This window comes from Parvularcula mediterranea (genome assembly GCF_013085255.1).
GTDB lineage: Bacteria > Pseudomonadota > Alphaproteobacteria > Caulobacterales > Parvularculaceae > Parvularcula > Parvularcula mediterranea.
The window spans coordinates 923,453-942,723 of sequence record NZ_JABFCX010000003.1 but is presented as its reverse complement, the minus strand read 5'-3'; the positions used below and the strand labels follow the sequence as shown (position 1 = coordinate 942,723).

16 protein-coding genes are annotated in these 19,271 nt (G+C 63.3%); 10 read left to right on the top strand and 6 right to left on the bottom strand.

Annotated features, from left to right (window positions below; translation table 11 throughout):
- Nucleotides 1–56 precede the first annotated feature (56 nt).
- Both HK107_RS15520 and HK107_RS13390 read right to left on the bottom strand, forming a co-directional pair.
- Nucleotides 57–3,257 carry a TonB-dependent receptor domain-containing protein gene (locus HK107_RS15520; RefSeq protein ID WP_198912412.1) on the bottom strand — a complete coding sequence of 1,067 codons (3,201 nt, stop codon included), beginning with the start codon at nt 3,255–3,257 and terminating at the stop codon, nt 57–59.
- A gap of 171 nt (nt 3,258–3,428) precedes the next feature.
- On the bottom strand, nt 3,429–4,502 hold the full coding sequence (locus tag HK107_RS13390; RefSeq protein WP_173200631.1) for a mitochondrial fission ELM1 family protein: 1,074 nt from the start codon (nt 4,500–4,502) through the stop codon (nt 3,429–3,431).
- 96 nt (nt 4,503–4,598) lie between these two features.
- Here HK107_RS13390 and HK107_RS13385 point away from each other — a divergent pair, with 96 nt between their 5' ends.
- The gene (locus HK107_RS13385; protein WP_173200629.1) at nt 4,599–5,033 is read left to right on the top strand and encodes a DNA polymerase III subunit chi; all 435 of its coding nucleotides are present in this window, start codon (nt 4,599–4,601) and stop codon (nt 5,031–5,033) included.
- On the opposite strand, the gene HK107_RS13380 is transcribed toward HK107_RS13385, so the two are convergent.
- A complete protein-coding gene (locus HK107_RS13380; RefSeq protein WP_173200627.1) occupies nt 4,984–7,188 on the bottom strand; it encodes a lytic transglycosylase domain-containing protein in 2,205 nt (734 codons plus the stop codon). The two genes, HK107_RS13385 and HK107_RS13380, sit on opposite strands and share 50 nt — an antisense overlap.
- Nucleotides 7,189–7,316: 128 nt before the next feature.
- Here HK107_RS13380 and dapA point away from each other — a divergent pair, with 128 nt between their 5' ends.
- The 3 genes from dapA to HK107_RS13365 all read left to right on the top strand — a co-directional run bounded on the left by dapA (nt 7,317) and on the right by HK107_RS13365 (nt 9,246).
- Nucleotides 7,317–8,201, top strand: coding sequence for a 4-hydroxy-tetrahydrodipicolinate synthase (gene dapA / locus HK107_RS13375; RefSeq protein ID WP_233061508.1), 885 nt, complete (start codon nt 7,317–7,319; stop codon nt 8,199–8,201).
- Nucleotides 8,202–8,204: 3 nt separating this feature from the next.
- Entirely contained in the window at nt 8,205–8,690 is a 486-nt protein-coding gene (gene smpB, locus HK107_RS13370; protein ID WP_173200623.1) for an SsrA-binding protein SmpB, read from the top strand.
- A gap of 154 nt (nt 8,691–8,844) precedes the next feature.
- Nucleotides 8,845–9,246, top strand: a complete 402-nt coding sequence (locus HK107_RS13365) for a cupin domain-containing protein (protein WP_173200621.1) — start codon at nt 8,845–8,847, stop codon at nt 9,244–9,246.
- Between the two features lie 80 nt (nt 9,247–9,326).
- Here HK107_RS13365 and HK107_RS13360 read toward each other — a convergent pair whose 3' ends face one another.
- The gene (locus HK107_RS13360; RefSeq protein WP_173200619.1) at nt 9,327–9,689 is read right to left on the bottom strand and encodes a hypothetical protein; all 363 of its coding nucleotides are present in this window, start codon (nt 9,687–9,689) and stop codon (nt 9,327–9,329) included.
- A 73-nt stretch (nt 9,690–9,762) separates the two neighbouring features.
- The gene (locus HK107_RS13355) at nt 9,763–11,145 is read right to left on the bottom strand and encodes an NAD-dependent succinate-semialdehyde dehydrogenase (protein WP_173200617.1); all 1,383 of its coding nucleotides are present in this window, start codon (nt 11,143–11,145) and stop codon (nt 9,763–9,765) included.
- A 105-nt stretch (nt 11,146–11,250) separates the two neighbouring features.
- On the opposite strand from HK107_RS13355, the gene HK107_RS13350 reads away from it, so the two are divergent.
- Nucleotides 11,251–11,940, top strand: a complete 690-nt coding sequence (locus HK107_RS13350; RefSeq protein ID WP_173200615.1) for a TerB family tellurite resistance protein — start codon at nt 11,251–11,253, stop codon at nt 11,938–11,940.
- On the top strand, nt 11,937–12,722 hold the full coding sequence (locus HK107_RS13345; RefSeq protein WP_173200613.1) for a PhzF family phenazine biosynthesis protein: 786 nt from the start codon (nt 11,937–11,939) through the stop codon (nt 12,720–12,722). Before HK107_RS13350 ends, HK107_RS13345 begins: the two co-directional genes overlap by 4 nt.
- Here the strand turns inward: HK107_RS13345 and HK107_RS13340 are convergent.
- A complete protein-coding gene (locus HK107_RS13340) occupies nt 12,617–13,624 on the bottom strand; it encodes a DMT family transporter (protein WP_173200611.1) in 1,008 nt (335 codons plus the stop codon). The two genes, HK107_RS13345 and HK107_RS13340, sit on opposite strands and share 106 nt — an antisense overlap.
- Nucleotides 13,625–13,757: 133 nt before the next feature.
- Here HK107_RS13340 and HK107_RS13335 point away from each other — a divergent pair, with 133 nt between their 5' ends.
- From HK107_RS13335 to HK107_RS13320, 4 genes are all read left to right on the top strand, one after another.
- On the top strand, nt 13,758–15,488 hold the full coding sequence (locus HK107_RS13335; protein ID WP_233061646.1) for a M28 family peptidase: 1,731 nt from the start codon (nt 13,758–13,760) through the stop codon (nt 15,486–15,488).
- Nucleotides 15,489–15,501: 13 nt separating this feature from the next.
- Nucleotides 15,502–16,020, top strand: a complete 519-nt coding sequence (locus HK107_RS13330) for an RDD family protein (RefSeq protein WP_173200607.1) — start codon at nt 15,502–15,504, stop codon at nt 16,018–16,020.
- Nucleotides 16,021–16,102: 82 nt separating this feature from the next.
- Nucleotides 16,103–17,395 carry an adenylosuccinate synthase gene (locus tag HK107_RS13325; RefSeq protein ID WP_173200605.1) on the top strand — a complete coding sequence of 431 codons (1,293 nt, stop codon included), beginning with the start codon at nt 16,103–16,105 and terminating at the stop codon, nt 17,393–17,395.
- A gap of 79 nt (nt 17,396–17,474) precedes the next feature.
- A complete protein-coding gene (locus HK107_RS13320; RefSeq protein WP_173200603.1) occupies nt 17,475–19,271 on the top strand; it encodes an ATP-binding protein in 1,797 nt (598 codons plus the stop codon).

The following is a 19,271-nucleotide window of genomic DNA, read 5'->3' as shown; positions in this document are numbered from 1 at the left end:
GCGGAGGCTTTCGCCTCCGCATTCGCAACTCGTTCCTTCGAAAAGGAGCGAGATCCTTAGTGCGTGTAGGTCAGGCCTACAAAGAAGTAGCGGCCACGCGGACCGACCGGCCATGCGGTCTGGGTCGAGAAGGGCTCTTCGTCGAAGACGTTGTTGATGCCGCCATAGACGTTCAGCTTGTCGCTGAGCTCGTAGGAAGCGTTCACGTCGAGGATGTAGGTCTCGTCGAAGAACGGCATGTCATAGAGACCGATGTCTTCGATTTCGTCCACCGACTGACGGTCCTGGTAGGTGACCTGAGCACGGGTGCTCAGCGGGCCACGGTTCCAGGAGAGGGTGACGTTACCGGAGTATTCCGGGATCTGGATCTCACCGACTTCCGGGTTCACCTCGGTCAGGTCGAGCGGGTTGAAGAAGCGATCGAGGGTCTCTTGGTAGGTACCCACAAGCGCGACGCCGAACCGGTTCTCACCAACGTCGAAGCGGTAGTTCGCAGCAACGTCGTAACCCGATGCTTCGAGCTGAGCGAAGTTGGTCTGACCCGAGTTCAGGAAGTTCAGGCCACCGTCACCACGACGGGTGAACTGCGAACAGAACGGCACGTTCGGGAAGTCTGCAGAGTCGTAGCAGCCCCGGAGGATGTCGTCGGCCGCAACAGCGTCGATAGCGTCCGAAATCTCGATGCTCCAGTAGTCGAGCGTGACGGACAGGCCGTCGATGAAGCTCGGCTGGTACACAGCACCGATCGTGAGCGATTCCGAAGTCTCTTCCTGAAGGTTCGGGTTACCGCCCGAGACGCCCGAGAAACGGGCCGTCAGCGGGTTCTGCCAGATCAGGTTGCCGCTGCCGTCGGTGACCGTAGTGCCGTCCGTGATGGCGGCGTTCAGGCCAGCGATACAGTTCGCCTCGCGGAACTGCGTGCCGTCTGCGACGTTGTTCGGGTCACAAGGATCGCGGTCCTGGTTGACCGTGATCGGGAGAGCCGGGTCGAAGAGCTCCTGGATGTTCGGTGCACGAACAGCTTCGGAAACCGTAGCGCGGAAGCTGAGGTCCTCGAACGGTGCCCAGCTGCCACCGACCTTCCAGGTGGTTGCGGAGCCGATCGTCGAATAGTCAGCAACACGAATTGCGGCGTCGATCGTCAGCTCTTTGGCGAACGGACGGTCACGGAAGATCGGGAACTGAACTTCGCCGAAGACTTCCATCACGTCGAACTCGCCGCCGCTGTTGAACTGCTGCGTGTTGTCGATGCTCGTGAACGAGAAGAGGAAGTCGTCAACGTCGTTGACGTTGTCGCCGGCCGTGAACGGCGTGCCAACCGGCAGGGTGCCGAGGGTCAGCGGATCGAGCTTGTTGCTCGAGAACTCGTCACGATACTCGAAGCCAGCGGCGTAGCCGATCGGGCCGTCAAGGAAGGTGTCGAGGATCTCGTAGTCGAGAAGACCGGTCGCGATGATGTCGATCACCGTTTGGGTCAGGGTCAGCTCGTTCTCGAGTTGCGAGGTGATGAAGTTACGAGCCGCGTCGCTAGCAGCGTAGGCGCCGAACGGGTTGAACGGCTGGCACTGACCATCGCCCGGGGTGAACGAGTAGTAGCGGTTCGAAGCGAAGCCTCCGTTCGCGTAACCGTTACCCGCGGTGAAGTAGTCGATCTCGTAGAACGCGTTCGGGTCGAGGTCCGAACGACAGACGATCTCACCATTGGTGTCTTCAACAGCATCGATCGCTGCGAAAACGCGGTCGAGGTAAAGACCGGTCGTTTCCTGGGTGTTCTTGAACTGGCCCCAGTTCGCCGAGAATTCGAGCGAGTGGTTGTCAGCGTAGTCCCACTGGAAACCACCGACGAGACGGATGGTCTCGCGCTCGTTGACCGTCGGATTGTCGTCCGAGAAGCCGACAGGGTCCTGGGTCAGGAGAAGACCGCCGGTGACGTCAACGACAGGGTCGAGCGCCGTCGGAATGAACGGGTTGTCCGAAGGAATGAACAGCGTGTCGTAGAACGTGTCGATTTCCGCGAAGGTCGAGGATTCCGACAGGACGTACTTGCTCTCGTAGAAGAGACGAAAGTTGTCCGTGACGTCGTACGTCGTGTTGAAGTTGGCGACGAAGCGATCCGTCTCCGGGAAGAGCGTGTCACGGTCGGTCGAGAGGCGACCACCGTTACCGCCAGCACCGGTGAGGCCACCGGTTGCGATCAGCCCGTCCTGGAAGACCTGAACCTGGCCTGCACCATCGACGAACCAGCAGCCTGCGAGGAAGCCAGTTTGGCCAGCACGCGACTCCTGACAGTCGGCGATGCCGTTACCGTTGATGTCCACGTAAGTGACGCTGCGGCCGCCGAAGGTCGGAGCGATCGAGCCCTCTTGCGAGGTGAGCCAGAAGCGCGGGTCTTCGAGGACAGTCCGCGATGACGCGCCCTGAGCGCGAGCAACGAGCGCCTGCTCGTCTGCGGAAAGCGTGAGGCCGGCATTGTCGGTCGGAATCAGGTCACCGATGCCGAGGCTGCCAAAGTTCGGCAGGTCGCCAGAGAAATCACCCGGCTGGATGCGGCGGAGCGGGTTCGACGTGGTCGTCGCGATGCCCGTGCCGCGCGACCAGTCACGGTCGGCCTGAGTGATCTGCTCGTCGTCTTCATAGGTGAGGGTCAGGACAGCGTTGCCGCGACCGTCAGCGAAGTTCTTGCCGTAGATGGCGTCGACAACGAAGTTGCCAGCGTCGCCTTCGCCGGAGATGCCGCCGCGAACATCGAGCTGGAAGCCTTCGAAGTCGTCTTTGAGGATGAAGTTCACAACACCCGTGACAGCGTCCGCACCGTAGATAGCCGAGGCGCCACCGGTGGTGACTTCAACGCTTTCAACGAGCGCGCGCGGGATCGAGCCGACGTCGACGGCCTGGGTGCCGCGGAAGCTGGCGACGTGACGACGGCCGTTGACGAGGGTCAGGGTCCGCTCACCGCCGAGACCGCGAAGGTTCAGCTGGTTTGCACCGGTCGCCGAGTTCTCGCCGGTCAGCGAGGACACGAGGGCCGGGATGTCGTTGACGATGTCGGCGAGGTTGATCTCACCCGACAGCTGGATGTCTTCAGCCTGGAGGGACTGGACCGGAGTTGACGAGATCAGGTTGGGGTCGCGGGCAATGCGCGAGCCGGTGACCGTGATCACGTCACTGTCGCTTACCGGGGCTTCCTGCGCGTGGGCAGGGAGTGTGCTTGCGAGCGCGGTGGCTGCAAGCAACGAGAGCTTGAGTTCGGTCCTCATGAAAATTCTCCGTTGGACGCCTAAGAGCCTCCAAGGTTAATCATGGGGTTCGGAACTTCACAAGAATGACATGATGTGAATCGCGCGCGATTTTCGCATCAGCGAACAGATTTCGCTAAAATGAGCTTTTTCCGCAACATTTTGGAATAAAATCGCGCAATGCGTAGGGGTTTACGCTCCGGGAGCGACGACGCCCCGGAGAGTAAGCCTCTTAATGATCTCGTCTGCAACCCTGTCGGTTTCGCGCAGTGGGGCGTAGTTCCACTCATCGGTGAAACCTGCTCCGGGCCTGATGACACCGCGTTGGGTGAGGCCCTCATGGAAGCGCTTCCACTTCCCGCCGCCGCCCGGCAGCTCCATCAGATGGACCGGTTTACCCGTGAAGGCGGCCTCGGTGATCATGTTGGCGCTTTCCTCGGTGACGAGGACGCGTTCGGCGAGGCCGAGCATGCCGAAATAGGGATTGTCGATCGGGCCCACCGGTTCGCCATCCCAGAGCCACATCTTGGAAGGCTTGAAGGCATAGCGCAGGCGCTCGGCGAAGGCCTTGGGCGTCCGGCGCGACAGGGTCGCGAGGACGAAGTAGCCGGCCTGGATTGCACCGGCGATGTCGGAGATGATCCCGTCCTCGGCCTGCTTGTTCCAGCGGTAATCCTTGCTCGGCCCGCCGATGAGGGCGGCGGCGTAAGGCGTCCTGAACTGGATGTCTCGCGGCAGGGACATGTTGAGGAGCTGGGCTTCGAGCTTCAGCCGCTCTTTCGAGAGGCGGTTCGGCGAGCCCTGGATCGGCACGATGCCCTGACCCTTGAGGCGGTCATGAACCGGCGGCACCACGAGGCCGAAGTTTTCGGCCTTCGAGCGGGGGTCTTGGGTCTGAACGGTGAAGCAGAATTGCTTGAGCGCCTTGGCGTAAGGGACAGTCCGGCGGCCACAGCCGATGAAGACGTCCGGCCAGGGCGGGGTGAGCTTGTCCGAATCGTCGGTCAGGCGGTCGAACGGGTTGCCCCAGAGGAAACGCGGCAGCTTCTCGATACCGCTGTCAACTTCGATCCGCTTGGTGACGATGGAGGCGGGGATCCTGCGCTGGATCGCTTCTGCGATGCCCAGAACCTGGTTTTCCATGCCGGCCCTGCCGTCGCTGACGGCCCAGATGACGATTCTTCGCATCTCGGTCACAGACATCCGCCTCGCACGCTGCTTCTGCTGAAGCGTTGATCCTTTGCGCAAGCGTTGCATGTCCGCCATGGGTCCTCCTCGCGCCGCCGGCTTTCTCTTTCGGCGACGAACCCTTCTGATAGAAGGAAAAAGAAGCGAGACCGTTAACTCTAACCCGGATTCACCATGACCGAGGTTTTCTTTTACCACCTTGAAAGCTCGAGCCCGACGGGAGTGCTGCCGAGCCTTCTCGAGAAGACGCTGAAGCGCGGGTGGAAGGCGCTGGTGAAACTGCCAGACCGCGAGGCGCTCGACGCCATGGACGAGGCGCTCTGGACCTATCGCGATGAGAGCTTCCTGCCCCATGGAACGAGCGGCGCGGCGGAGCCTGTGCTCCTGACCTTGGGCGATGAGGCCGAGAACGGCGCGGAGGCCCTCTTCCTTGCGCCCGGTTCGGAGATGTCAGCGGCGGAGATGAAGCGCTTTGAGCGCTGCGTGCTGCTCTTCGGCCATGACGAAGCTCCCCGGGCCCGTGACGCCTGGAAGAGCTACAAGGACGAAGGCTTCGCCGTCACCTATTGGAAACAGGGACCGGACGGCCGTTGGGAGAAAGCGGCGTAAGCCCGCCTGCCGGCAGGCCTGCCGCGCGGACGAGCGCTGCGGGTTCCTCGGGGAACGTCTCATGGGTGAGGATGGGCTCGGGTGCTGTGTCCGCTGCCGTGAAGAGTTTCGGTACGGACAGCGGCTGGCCGATCTGTGCAATGGTCGATGCCGAGCCGCGCGTGATATCTTCTGTAAGCTGAAGGCCCAAGGGCAGCTCGCTCAGACGAGAACGGTAGACTTGCGTGTTTTCGAGGACGCGCATGACGTAATTGCGGGTCTCAGAGAAGGGGATCAGCTCGATCCAGTCGATGGGGTCCACGGAGGGATCTCGCGGATCGCCATACTCTTCGACCCAGCGATCAACCCTGTGCGGCCCGGCATTGTAGCCAGCAAGGACCATGATGTAGCTGCCGCCAAAGCGCTCGAGCAGGTGGCTGAGATGGGCTGCACCAAGGGTGAAATTATAGTCCGCATCCGTCAGGAGCTTGTCGGCGTAGAAGGGGATCTTCTCCTTCCTCGCCGTGATCCTGGCCGTCGAATCGAGAAGCTGCATCATGCCCTTGGCGCGGGCGCGTGAGTAGGCATTGACCTTGAACTCTGACTCCTGACGGCTGAGCCCGAGGATGAGAGGTTCTTCAGCGAATTCCTTGGCAATCGCGGGGATTGGGACCAGCGGGTAGATGATCTCGGGCACCATCGCGCCAGTGCGGCGGTTCACCTTCCCTGCACGAACGATGAGGTCAAACTCATGGGCGTCGCGGGCGATTTCGGCAAAGGCTTTGAGCTCTCCGGCTGTCGTCAGCTGGCCATCAAGGGCAAGCGCGAAGCGGCGGAACGTGATGTCCTGGTCGATATAGTCGAGAATGTGGAGCGCCCGTGCTAGGTCGCGCTGGGAGAGGGTCGCGCGGTCGACATCATTCACGGGCTCGGCTTTGGGGAACGCAAAGAGGGGCGCTGAACGGCCCAGCGTCTCGATCGCCATCTGGCCGTAGAACGTGTACGGATAGTCTGATGCGACGAGGTAGTGAGCCTTCGCGCGGAGGTCATCGCCCATCGCGTCATAGGCGCGGCCAAGCCAGTAATTGCCGCGCGCGAGGCTGATCGGCGATGTCACGCCTGAGGTTAGGAAATCGAAGTGCGCGCGTGCCCTTCCCGGATCGCCGAGGAACCTGAGCGCCACCCAACCGGCCATGAACTCCGCTTCGGCAAAGTCCGCGCCTTCCTGAAGGCCTGAATAGGCCGAGAGGCGGTAGGCATCGTCAAACCGCCCTTCGCGCAGAGCCCAGCGCGCAAGCAGCTTGCGCTCATAGAACCACGCGTCGGCGTCGCGGAGCTTCGCCGGATTGAGAGGCGCGAAGCCTGCCATCTGAATGGCTTCAGCCTCTTTATCCGAACGTCGGAGGTAGCGGACCATCGCGTGAAGGACGCCAGGGTCGCGGCGGCTGTCGCGTGGCAGGCGCTCGAACTCGACAAGGCCGCGGCTCCGTCCACGGATGAGGTCCGACCTGACGGCGATTTCCGCGGCGCGCTTCTTGGTCAGGAGGCCCTGCACGTCTTCGACGCCGCCTGTGGAGCGGTTGAAGAGCGCACGGTCAGCCTTCGCGAAATGGTCGTCGCGGGTCAGGTAGCGGCCGTAGAAATTGAGGATCTCCCGGCTGTCTTCCTTGGTGAAGTTATGCTCGACCCAAGCCTTGCGGATGAAGGTCTTGCCGACCTCCACACTGCCAAGGTCGATGAGCGCCCGGCCGAGCTGGAGCTTGCCGAAGCCGGACACTGGATCGCGTGTGTCGAAGAACGCGACCACCGCTTCGGCAGGCGTGTCATTGTCGATCAGCGCCTCGGCTTTTCTTTGAAGCGTGATCGGGTTGGGCCAGCCTTCGTTCTGGTCGAGGAAGATGTCGTAGGCTTCGAGGGACTGCTCCTTGGCGTTGGAGGAGAGAAGCGCCCATTCGGCGATCTTGCGGGCGAGGGGGTCATTGAGCGCGCCGCGGCTGGTCCGCGCATCCTCGTAGCGGCGGTCATCGAGGCTCTCGAAGACATCGCGGAGGACATTCGCCTCAACCCGCGAGATGTAAGGCGAGGCCGGAGGCTCCGGCTTGAGGGATGGCGGCGGAGCCGCAGCAGCGGTGCCGGCCAGCGCGAGAACGCTGAGAATGATTGCCCTGAGGTCCATACCCTCACTCTAGAATCAATTTCGGGGCCAACGCACCCGATTCTTCGAAGCTTTGCAGCCCTGCTTGCAGGATAAGGCGCTGGGGCGTAGCCGAGTTCCGAAATCATGCGTTTATGGCGGAGAATTCCATGACACCCTCCTGGCTTACCGGCTCTATGGTCGCCCTCGTCACCCCGTTTTACGGCGGGAAAGTGGACGAGAAGGCGCTCAAACGGCTGGTCGACCGCCAGGTCGAGGCAGGGACCTCCGCGATCGTTGCTGCTGGCACCACGGGTGAGGCCGCGACCCTCACCGAAGACGAGCATATCGGCGTGATCGAGAGCTGCGTGAAAGCGGCCGAGGGCCGCCTGAAAATCGTCGGGGGCGTGGGCGCGAACGTGACCCGCGATGCGGTGACGCTGGCTGAGCGCTGCGAGGCGATTGGCGCGGACGGTCTGATGGCGACGACGGGCTACTACAACAAGCCGAACCGCGCTGGCCTGGTGGCACATTACACCGCGCTCGGTGAAGCGACCGACCTGCCGGTCATCGTCTATAATGTCCCCGGCCGCACCGTGACCGACCTGTCGGAAAGTCTCGTGGCCGAGCTTTCGCAGCTGCCGACCATGGTGGCTCTGAAGGATGCCTCCGGCGAGCTCGACCGTGTGGCGCGGCATCGCCTCGAATGCGCCGAAGGATTCGTGCTTCTTTCAGGCGAAGACATGACTGCCGTGGGCTTCAACGCCATGGGCGGGAAGGGCTGCATTTCGGTGTCGGCCAACGTCGCGCCAGAGCATTGCGCGCGGCTTCAGAGGGCCTGCGCTGAGGGCGACTATACCGAGGCGCTCAAGATCCAGGATCAGCTCGCGCCGCTCCATGACGCGATGTTCGCCGATGCCTCGCCGGGGCCCGCGAAATACGCGCTGTCGAAGCTTGGCCTCATCGAGGAGAGCCTGCGGCTTCCCCTCACGCCTTGCGGTGAGAAAGCGCGGCTGATGGTTGACGAAGCGCTGGCCGGGCTCGATCTCCACTAGCCCATGGCCAAGAAACAAGCCCCCACGCGCAAGCTCATCGCTGACAACAAGAAGGCTCGCTTCGAGTACAAGCTCGACGATACGATCGAGGCTGGCCTCGTGCTGACTGGCACCGAGGTGAAGGCCCTGCGCGAGGGCAAGGCCAACATCGCGGAGAGCTACTGCTCGCCGGAGAATGGCCCCAACGGGCCGGAAATCTGGCTGATCAACGCGAACATCCCTGAGTATTCAGGCGGCAACCGCGAGAACCATCAGCCCAAGCGGAACCGCAAGCTCCTCCTCCACAAGCGCCAGATGAACCAGCTCGTCGGCGCGGTGGAGAAGCAGGGCCGCACGATCATCCCTGTGCGGATGGTCTTCGACAAGGCAGGCCGGGTGAAGCTCGACATCGCCATCGCCGAGGGCAAAAAGCTCCACGACAAACGCCAGACCCAGAAGGACCGCGACTGGGGCCGCCAGAAGCAGCGGATCATGAAGGATTATGGGTGATGCCTGTCATTCCGGAAGCGCTGTCCGGAACCCATAATCGGCGTGCTTCGAAGACGCTGCGGAGTAGCAGTTTCATGGTGCACGTCGTGGTCTCAGGTTTCGATTATGGGTTCCGGGCTCGCCCTGCGAGCGCCCCGGAATGACAGGGTGAAGTATGAACGCCGATGATATCATCCGCACCCTGAGCCTTCAGCCTCATCCTGAGGGCGGGCACTTTGCAGAGGTCTTCCGTGACCCTCGCGAAGTGGAGGGCCGGTCGGTGTCGACGGCAATCTACTATCTGCTGAAGCGCGGCGAGCGGAGCCATTGGCACCGGGTCGATGCGGCGGAGGTCTGGCACTACTATGCGGGTGCGCCGCTTCTCCTGAAGATCGGCAAGGCCGAGTATCGTCTGGGCCCTGACATTCTCGCAGGCGAGCGGCCTCAGGTTGTCGTTCCTACGGGGGCGTGGCAGGCGGCAGAGTGCCTCGGCGACTGGACGCTCGTCGGCTGCACGGTCGCGCCGGGGTTCGAGTTCTCAGGCTTCGAGATGGCGGACGACGTTTTCAGTCCGTAGACTGATTTTGCTCGCAGACGCTCGTGATGGGTCCTGGACTTGATCCAGGATCCATCCCGTAGAAGAGAGCGACGCACAGATCACTCCGGCTCGAAGGTCACCTGGTAGGTCGAGCGGATGCCGTTGTCCCTGACCGAGGCTTCGGAGCCGACGCGGAAGCGCAGGGTGGGGCGGCCGACCACATCGCAGGGGTCGGTGTTCGGGCGGCAGACCACCATCTTCACGCGGACAGCATCGCCGCGCATTTCGATCTCGCCGGAAAGCATCGGGTTGGCGCCTGAATCGATTTCGAACTCGCCCGGCTCAAGGGTGATCGAGCGGCTGACGCGGACGGCGCGTGAGCCGAAGAGGCCCTTCTTGTCCTGCACCATCACTTCGACATTGTACTCAGGTGCGCCCTGGAGCGCGGCACTCATGGCGAGTGCGGTGAATGCGGCAATCATGGCTGCCCCTTCCGATTGTCCTGTTCTTCCTTAACGTCGGGGGCAGGAATCACCAAACAGGGCGCGCAGCGGCTCAAAGCCCTGAGATCGTCACGGTCTTACGGTTGACGAAGGCCATCATTCCGTCCCGCGCCAGCTCTCGGCCATAGCCTGAGGTTTTTACCCCGCCAAAGGGGAGGCGCGGGTCAGAGGCGACGATCCTGTTGACGGCCGTGGCGCCTGCCTCAAGCCGCCGGACTGCGTGGTCTACCTCGCTGCGGTCCTTGGTGAAGATCACGGAGCCGAGGCCGAACTCCGTGCAGTTGGCAAGGTCGATGGCTTCATCGAGGTTCGGTACACGGGAGAGAAGTGCGACTGGGCCGAAGATCTCTTCCTTGAAGGCAGGGGCCTCCTCAGGAATGTCTTCGAGCATTCCGGGTTCGAACCAGTGGCCTTCCGGCATGCCTGCGATTTCGGTGGGTTTGGCACCGAGGGTGCGCCTTGCGCCCTTGGCGACGGAGTCCTCCACTGCCTTCACCACATCGTCGAGGCCGGAGGCGTTGGCAAGGGGGCCGATATCGGTATCCTCCGACATCGGATCACCAACCTTGAGCGAAGCCAGCTTGGCCGCGAACTTCTCGCGAAAGGCGTCATAGGCGGCTTCGTGGATGATGAAGCGCTTCGCCGCGATGCAGCTCTGGCCATTGTTCTGGGTGCGTCCTGTCAAGGCAGCATCGGTGGCTGCGTCGAGGTCGGCCGAGGGCATGACGATGAAGGCGTCGCTGCCGCCAAGCTCAAGGACGGACGGCTTGATCGTCTCGCCCGCCAGAGCACCCACGGCAGAGCCTGCGGGGCCTGAGCCAGTGAGGGTCGCGCCGCGGATACGGGCATCACGGAGGATCCCTTCGACCTTGTCCGATCCGATGAGGAGGGTCTGGAACGCGCCTTTCGGAAAGCCTGCTTCGGCGATCACGTCCGAGATCGCGAGAGCGCATTGGGGAACATTCGATGCGTGTTTCAGGAGTCCTGAATTGCCAGCCATGAGCGCCGGCGCGGCGAAGCGGAAGACCTGCCAGTAAGGGAAATTCCACGGCATCACAGCGAGGATCGGACCCAGCGGCAGGTGCGCCACATAGGCCGAACCCTCGTCGATCTGCACGGGCTCATCGCGCAGGAAGCCCGCGCCATGCTCGGCATAGTAGCTGCAGACGCTGGCACACTTGGTGACCTCGGCTTTCGCAGCCTTGAGGGTCTTGCCCATCTCCAGGGTCGCAACCCTGGCCAGCTCTTCGTTCTTCTGGTCGAGAAGGTCCGCCAGCCGCCTCAGGCCCGCGGCCCGGTCGCGGAGCGGCATGCGGCGAAGGGCTTCGTGGCCCTCGACGGCGAGATCCAGCGCCTCCTCGATCATCTCGTTGGAAGCAGGACTGAACTGCTCAAGCAGCTCTCCGGTGGCGGGGTTGCGGCTTTCAATGCTCATGCCGGGGACTTACGGCGCGCCGCGCCTCAGCCCAGCGGCAATTTTCTGCGTCGAAAAACGATGTCACGGTTGGCTGCGCTGCGACATTTCGTGCAAGAAGGCGCGATGACCTTGTGGGAACGCATCGCCGCCATTCTCGAAAGCGCGAGGGAAAGCACCCTCGGCGCTGTCATGGACGCCATGGAAGAGCGCCGGAAGAAGCGGGATGCCGCTGTCTTCTCGATCGCGCTCATCGCCCTGTCAGCCAAGATGGCCAAGGCGGACGGCATCGCGACGGATGACGAATTCGCCGCCTTCCTCGACTTCTTCGAAGTACCCCCAGGCGAGGAAAGCCGCGTCCGCACGGTCTACGACCTCGCCAAGTCCGATGTCGGGGGCTTCGAGAGCTATGCCCGGCAGGTCGGCAAGCTGTTTGGCGCCGAAGAAGCCGTGCTGGAGGATGTGCTGGACTGCCTCTTCTACGTGGCGATGGCGGACGGAGTCCTGCACCCCGGGGAGCTGGAGCTTCTGAACACCGCGAAGACCGCGTTTGGGCTATCGGAGGATTGCTTCCGCCGGGTGAAGGCTTCGCATGTCGGCCTCGAGGAAGATGATCCGTATGCGGTGCTCGGCGTGCCGCTCGACATCACGACGGATGATCTCAAGAAGAGCTATCGCCAGCTCGCCAAGGAGCATCATCCGGACGCCATGGTTGCGCGCGGTGTGCCGCCTTCGTTGGTCTCGATCGCCGAGCACCGGATGGCGGCGATCAACGAGGCTTATGAGAAGGTCATGGCCGAAAGGGAAGCCGCATGAGGACCCACGATTTCGTCGTCGTCGATGCCTTCACCGAGAAGGCTTTCGGCGGGAACCCTGCTGCGGTGATGATCCTCGATGATTTCTACCCTGACGACCTCCTCCTGAAAATCGCGCAGGAGCATAACCTCTCCGAGACCGCCTTCCTCGTGAAGAAGGGCGAGGCTCATTACGACCTCCGCTGGTTCACGCCCGGGGGCGAGGTGCCGCTCTGTGGCCATGCAACGATGGCTTCGGGGTATGCTCTCTTTACGGAGCATGGCTTGGAGGCCGACGAGGTCCGGTTCGAGACGCTTTCGGGAACGCTCAAGGTTAGCCGCGAGAAGGGGCGCTACGCCCTCGACCTGCCGGCCAACATGCCGACCCCGGTCGAGCACCCACCGAGCCTCGTGGATGCCTTGGGCGTCGATGTCGAGGCGGTGCTGGAAGGTCAGTTCTGGCTCGTCGTTCTGCCTACGGAAGACGAAGTCCGCATGGTGCGGCCGAACATGGCAGCGATCGAGGCGCTCCCGGTGCCCGAGCTTGGGATCACGGCGCCAGGGAGAGACGTCGACTTCGTCTCGCGGCTGTTCGCGCCGAAGCTTGGCATCCCTGAGGATCCCTTCACCGGCTCGCTCCACGCGATGCTGGTGCCCTATTGGTCAGAGCGCCTCGGCAAGACATCGTTCAAGGCCCATCAGGCCTCGTCGCGGGGCGGGGATGCGGATTGCGAGCTGTCGTCAGGCCGGGTCGTCCTGCGCGGGAACGCGGCAACCACGATGCGCGGCCAGCTTTTCTTCTGACCTTTGGGCCCTGACTGCTGGGTCAGGGCGATGCCTGCGAAGATCGTCAGCAGGCCGATGACTTGATAGGCGAAAAGCGCCTCCGAGAAGAAGAGAACCCCGAAGAAGACGGCGATGACCGGCGAGGCGTAGGCGCTCGTTGCCATGAAGCCTGCACCTGCACGCCTGACGGTGGAGACGATGAGGATCGCGTTGATCCCTGTCGGCACGATGCCGAGGAACAGGATCGCCGCCCAGCTCCTGACGCTGATCCCTTCAAACGAAGTGATGAGGAGAACCGGCGTGATCATCACGCCTGCGGCCAACATCATCATGGTCGCGAAGCCCCGTACCGGGAATTCCGGCGCCCTACGCATGATGACCCCCATGACCGCGTAGCCAAAGACTGCGACCAGCAGGAGGAGGATGCCGATGAAACTGGCGGTCATGCCGCCGAGGATTGCTGGTCCGATGAGGACGAGAACGCCGCCGGTCGCCGTGAAGACACCGAGGGTCGAGCGCTTGGTCAGCGGTTCCCCTGCGAAAAGTGCCGCCATGAGGACGGCGACCACGGGCAGGAACGCCATGACGATCCCCGCCATGATTGAGCTGACCTGCATCTGCGCCAGCGGGAAGAGGAAGAACGGCATCGCATAGCCTGCCGCGCCCGCGAGGATCGCGTAGAGCCAGACCTGCCGGCCTTCTGCGTCCATAGGCGAGGCGACCTTGCGCCCGGTGCCGTAGGCATAAGCGAGAAGGAGGATCGCGGCGGACCACACGCGGAAGAAGGCAATGACCCCGGGCGGTGCGCTTTCGATGGCCACGTTGATAGCGGAAGGCGCTGAGCCGCCGCCGAGCGCGACCATGCCCCATGCGAACCAGTCGGCGCGGGTCGGTTTCTGGATGGGAAGAGGTCGCGCCATGTCGCGGCGCGTAGGCCCCCTTCGCAGCCGCCGCAAGTCGGATGGAACGCGTTAAGGATTCCTCAGGCCAAGGCTCGCTCCGCCCCGTCCAATGTGTTAACAAGAGGTTAACGGGGCAGGAGACTTATCGGTGATGGTTCGCATGGCATGGGCGATGTTGCTGGTGATCGCCAGCAGCATGACCGCCGCTCTGGCCTCGCCCCCGGCTGCGGATATCCAACGGACGCAGCCAGGTCCCGAGGCCCCGGCTTCCATGCGGCTCGAGTTCGACACGGCGGTGCTTTCTGACGACCTGATGGAGGGCCGGGAGGCGGGCAAGCGCGGGCATGATTTCGCGGCGCAGTTCGTGGCCGAGCGCTTCCGCAGCCTCGGCCTGACGCCCGTCTCGGCAACGCTCGAGTATTTCCAGCTTGTGCCCGTCACGGTCCACTCGCCGCGGGTCAGGGGCGGCGCAAAGCTCTGGATCGAAGGGGACCTCTTCGAACCTGGGTTGGAGATCGTGGGCTTCTCGCGACGAGACGACATCCGCCTCGCCCACGCGCCGATCGTCTTCGTCAATTACGGCCTCGTCTCGAAACGCTACCGGCGTGATGACTATAAGGGGATCGATGTACGCGGAGCGATCGTTGTGGCGATCAAGGGCGCACCTTCATGGATACCGGCTGACGAGCGCGCATGGCTTACAAGCCAGCAGGCCGCTCAGGCGGAAGCCCGCGGCGCCGCTGCTTTCTTATCCATCCTTCCGCCTTCCCATGAGACGGACGTGGAAAGCTTCGCTGACTTGGCACTCAAGCGTTACTCAGGCGACCGTTTGGTTCCAGCGTCAGCGAGGCACAGCTCGCTCCTCGGCGAAGCGGTGATGGGGCGCCGGGGTGCCGAGAAGCTCTTCACCAAGGCGCGTCGTTCCTTTGCGCAGCACTATGCCCAGGCCGAACGCTCTTCAGGGCAGCCCAAGCCGGTTAAGCTGAAGCTCAAAGGCTCCATGCGGTTCGGCAGCCGTGCGGTCAGTGTCTCCAGCCCCAATGTCGTTGGTATCGTTCCGGGTATTGATCCTTATCTTGCGGGCGAAGCTGTGGTCGTCACCGCGCATCTAGACCATCTGGGAAGACGCGAGGGCGAAATGGTCTTCGATGGTGCGCTCGACAATGCCGCTGGCGTCGCCGCGCTTCTCGAGCTTGCCAAGGATATTGCAGAACAGCCTGCGCGCAGGACGATCATCTTCGCGGCGACGACGGGCGGAGAGCATGACCTTCTGGGGTCGGACTATCTCGCTGCCAATCCTGTGCTCGCAGGCTCCAACGTCGTGGCCAACGTCAATCTCGACATGCCACTTGTCGGTAACGCCTTCAGCTGGGCCACAGCTCACGGTGCGAGGCGCACGAGCCTCGCGCCGCTCGTATCGGCATCGCTGAGCCGGGCAGGGGTCCGCGAAGTCCATGACCCGCTCCCGGAGCAGGGGTTCTTCACCCGTTCTGACCATTACAGCTTCATGCGCCGCGGCATCCCCTCGGTCTATCTCGTCGTCGGCGGTGGGGACGTGAACCGTCAGCGGGCTGATGTTCGCCTCGCTGGCCAGCCGTCTGACCCAGATCAGCCTTCTCCGCTGCGGTTCGATGAGCTGTCGCGCTATGTCGGTCTCCACCAAGATATGGTCAGGGAGATCGCGGACGCAGACCTCGCGCCCCGTTGGAATGAAGAGGACGTCTTCGCCACGCTCTTCAATGAGCCAGCTCCCGCAGCGCGGACCCAGCGGAGCCGCAAGGCTGCCCGCAGGCAAGCGAGCGCGTCGAGCCTTGTCGTCGAGGCAAGCCAGGTCTCGGCCTCCGCCCCGGCAGAACTCGGCCAAGCGCCGCGCCGCGACTAACGTAGACGGAACGATGAAGGCCTGGCCTCTCCGCAGACTTACCGCTTACGCTGTCGACAGCATGCTGATCATGCTGCTCGTGGCAGCGCTCCTGTTCATCAACCTGGTCCTGCTCGGGGCGAGTTTTGCCGATGGCACGGGGTCAGAGCCTTGGCGCGCGCATCTTATCGGCTTCCTCTCCCTGACACTCCCGGTGGTCCTCTATTTCGCAGGCACCGAAGCGGCGTTCGGCGCAACGCTTGGCAAAAAGCTCCTCGGCCTTGAGGTCTCAACGACGGAGGGCACGAAGCCAGGTGCCGGTGCGGCCTTCCTCAGAAACGTGGTGAAGTTCCTCCCCTGGGAGATCAACCACATGGCCATGTGGTACGTGCCGGAGGGCCACCGCCTGTTCATCGACCCGATGCCGACCCTCAACACGGGCGTGCAGGTGGCCTGCCTCCTCGCAGGTCTCGCCTATGTGCTGACGCTCTTCATCGGCTCAGGCCGTACCCCCTACGACCGGATCGCCAAGACCGTGGTCGCAAAGCAGTAGTTTCCCACGAGGGGCACTGCCTCCCCTTTCTTTCGCGGCTGCAAAAGCCTAGGGCGCCATCGGACTTTCCAAGGAGCGGACCATGGCGCACGTATCGGTGATCGGAGCCCAGTGGGGTGACGAGGGCAAAGGCAAGATCGTCGACTGGCTGTCGGCGCGGGCCGAGGTCGTCGCGCGCTTCCAGGGCGGGCACAATGCGGGCCACACTCTTGTCATCGACGGCAAGGTCTACAAGCTCTCGCTCCTCCCCTCGGGTATCGTCCGGGAAGGGAAGATGTCGGTCATCGGCTCCGGCGTCGTCATCGACCCGTCGGCCTTCGCTTCGGAGGTCGCGCGCCTCAAGGAGCAGGGGGTGAAGATCTCCCCGGTGAACCTCGCCATTGCCGAGAACGCCTGCCTGATCCTGCCGCTGCACGGAGAGCTCGACCGCCTTCGCGAGGAAGCTGCTGGCGCGGGCAAGATCGGCACCACAGGCCGCGGCATCGGCCCTGCCTACGAGGACAAGGTCGGCCGCCGTGCCGTGCGTGTCGCGGACCTTCGCGACCTTGATGGCCTGAAGCCCCGGATCGAGCGGCTCCTCACCCACCACAACGCACTCCGGACCGGTTTCGGCGCTGAGCCCCTCACCGAAGATGACGTGATGGGTGTGCTGAAGGAAGCCGCCGAGCACCTCCTGCCGTTTGCGACGCCGACCTGGCAGCTGCTCGCCGAAGCCCGCCGGGCAGGCAAGCGGATCCTCTTCGAAGGCGCACAAGGCGTGCTTCTCGATGTCGACCACGGCACTTATCCCTACGTGACCTCGTCGAACACGGTCGCTGGCCAGGCAGCCACGGGTACCGGCATGGGCGCGGCGGGGTCCGCTTACGGTCTCGGTATCGTCAAAGCCTACACCACCCGCGTTGGCTCTGGCCCATTCCCGACCGAGCTGACCGACGAGATCGGCCAGCGCCTTGGCGAGCGCGGCCATGAGTTCGGCACCGTCACGGGCCGCCAGCGCCGCTGCGGCTGGTTCGATGCGGCCCTCGTCCGCCAGAGCCTCCTGACGGCAGGGATCGACGGCGTGGCCCTCACCAAGCTCGACGTCCTCGACGGCATGAAGACCCTCAAGGTCTGCGTTGGCTACAAGATCGACGGCCGCGAGATTGACTACCTCCCCGCCGGGATGGGCGAGCAGGCGCGGGCTGAGCCCATCTATGAAGAGCTCGACGGCTGGGAAGGCTCCACCGCAGGCGCGCGGTCATGGGCCGAGCTGCCTGCAGAGGCGGTAAAGTATGTCCGCCGGATCGAGGAGCTTCTCGATCGCCCGGTGGTGCTCGTCTCGACGTCGCCAGAGCGTGAGGACGTCATCCTGATGAAGGATCCTTTCGAAGGCTGACGATCCGCGGCAATAGGAACAATTCAACCTTTTAGCTGCGCTTAATCCATCGATCCCTACGCTTCCGCGGGGAGGCGTCATGACGTCTGAGCGCGCGAAGGGCAGGAAGCAGGCGCTGAAGGTCCAGTCCTTCAGGACCGTCGCCCTGTCTCGCAGCAAGCATCAGAGCCTGCGCCTCATCCTTGCGGTCGTGGCGCTCGGCTTCATCGGCATCCTCGTCGGCCCCATCCCGGCCGTGATCGGCTTCACCGCAATCCTCATCAGCCAGGCCATTGAGGCGAAGGTGCGCACCGAGGTCGAAGCTGCCACCCGCGCAGGCAAGCTTCCCGACAGCCTGCGCCGCCGCTACCTCTTCACCTATGGGCAGGCGACCCTCGTCTATGGGACGATTGCGGTCCTTGGCTGGTTCAGTGGAGATCTGGGCCTTCGGACGTTTGCGCTTCTCTGGCTGTTCGGCGCGGCGTTTCACACCTTCATCCACTGCTACCACGACAAGGAGCTCTACTTCGCAGGGCTCATCCCAACGGCGTTCATGTTCGTCGGTATGCCGATCGCCTCGATGGTCCTTGGCGAGCAGAGCGTCGCCTCCCTTGCCGCGGTGACCTTCGGGACGCTCGTGGCGCTCTTCAACCTCATCGCGTCCTTCCCAGTCTTCAACCGGATCAGTCGCAGGCTTCTCTCCGCCCGCATTCGCTCAGAAGAAGGGCGCGCCGTCGCGGAGGCCGCAAGCACGGCCAAGTCGGAGTTTCTGGCAACGCTCAGCCATGAAATCCGTACACCAATGAACGGCATTTGCGGGATGGCCGAGGCGCTCTCCAAGAACGACCTTCCTGCCGAAGCCCAGGAGCAGATCGCCGTCATGAATGATGCGAGCGATCTCCTCCTCGCCCTGGTCAATGACGCGCTCGACGTCTCCAAGATCGAAGCTGGCAAGCTTGAAATCGACAACGCACCCTTCTCCATGCGTGAAGCCGTCGACAAGGTCGTGCGGCTGCACCAGTCAAACGCGCGGGCGAAGGGTCTCGAGATCAAAGCTGCCTATACTGAGGAAGCAGGTGACTGGTACCGCGGCGATGCCGGGCGGATCCTCCAGCTCCTGAACAACCTCGTCTCGAACGCCGTCAAGTTCACCCATCAAGGCTCGGTGTCGATCACTCTCGATACGGATGAACAGAAGCGCGTTGTCCTCCAGGTCGAGGACACAGGTATCGGGATGGCGTCCGACGTCGCGGCGAAGGTCTTCGACCCCTTCACCCAGGCCGATAGCTCGACCACGCGCATGTATGGCGGCACCGGCCTTGGCCTCACAATTTGCCAGGGCCTTGTCGAAGCCATGGGCGGTGCTCTCAGCCTCGAAACAGAGGCGGGGGTCGGCGCGACCTTCACCGCTGTGATCCCGCTGGCGGCTGCCAAGACGCGGGCCGCGGCTGACCGGAGGCTCGAGTTCCGCAAGAGCGCCGCGCTTGAAGGGCTGCGCGTGCTGGCCGTCGACGACAACCCGGTCAACCTCAAGGTGATCGAGCTGATGCTGAAGGATCAGGGCTGCGCGATCGTCTCGGCCATCGGCGGCGAAGAGGCGCTTGGGCTCTTCGACGCCGGGGATATCGATCTCGTGCTACTCGACATCTCCATGCCCAGGATCGATGGATATGAGGTGCTGCGTCGCCTTCGTGCGCAGAACAAGCGTGAGGTGCTTCCGCCTGTGCTCGCAGTCACGGCGCACGCCATGCCAGCCGACGTCCAGTCCTTCCTCGAGGCAGGCTTTGACGGCTTCGTCGCCAAGCCCATCCGCCGCGAAGACCTTCTTGCTGCAGCCGAGCAGTGCCTTGAGGATCGCGAGGCAAGCCGCGCGCAAGCACCGGGCAAATCTGCCTGA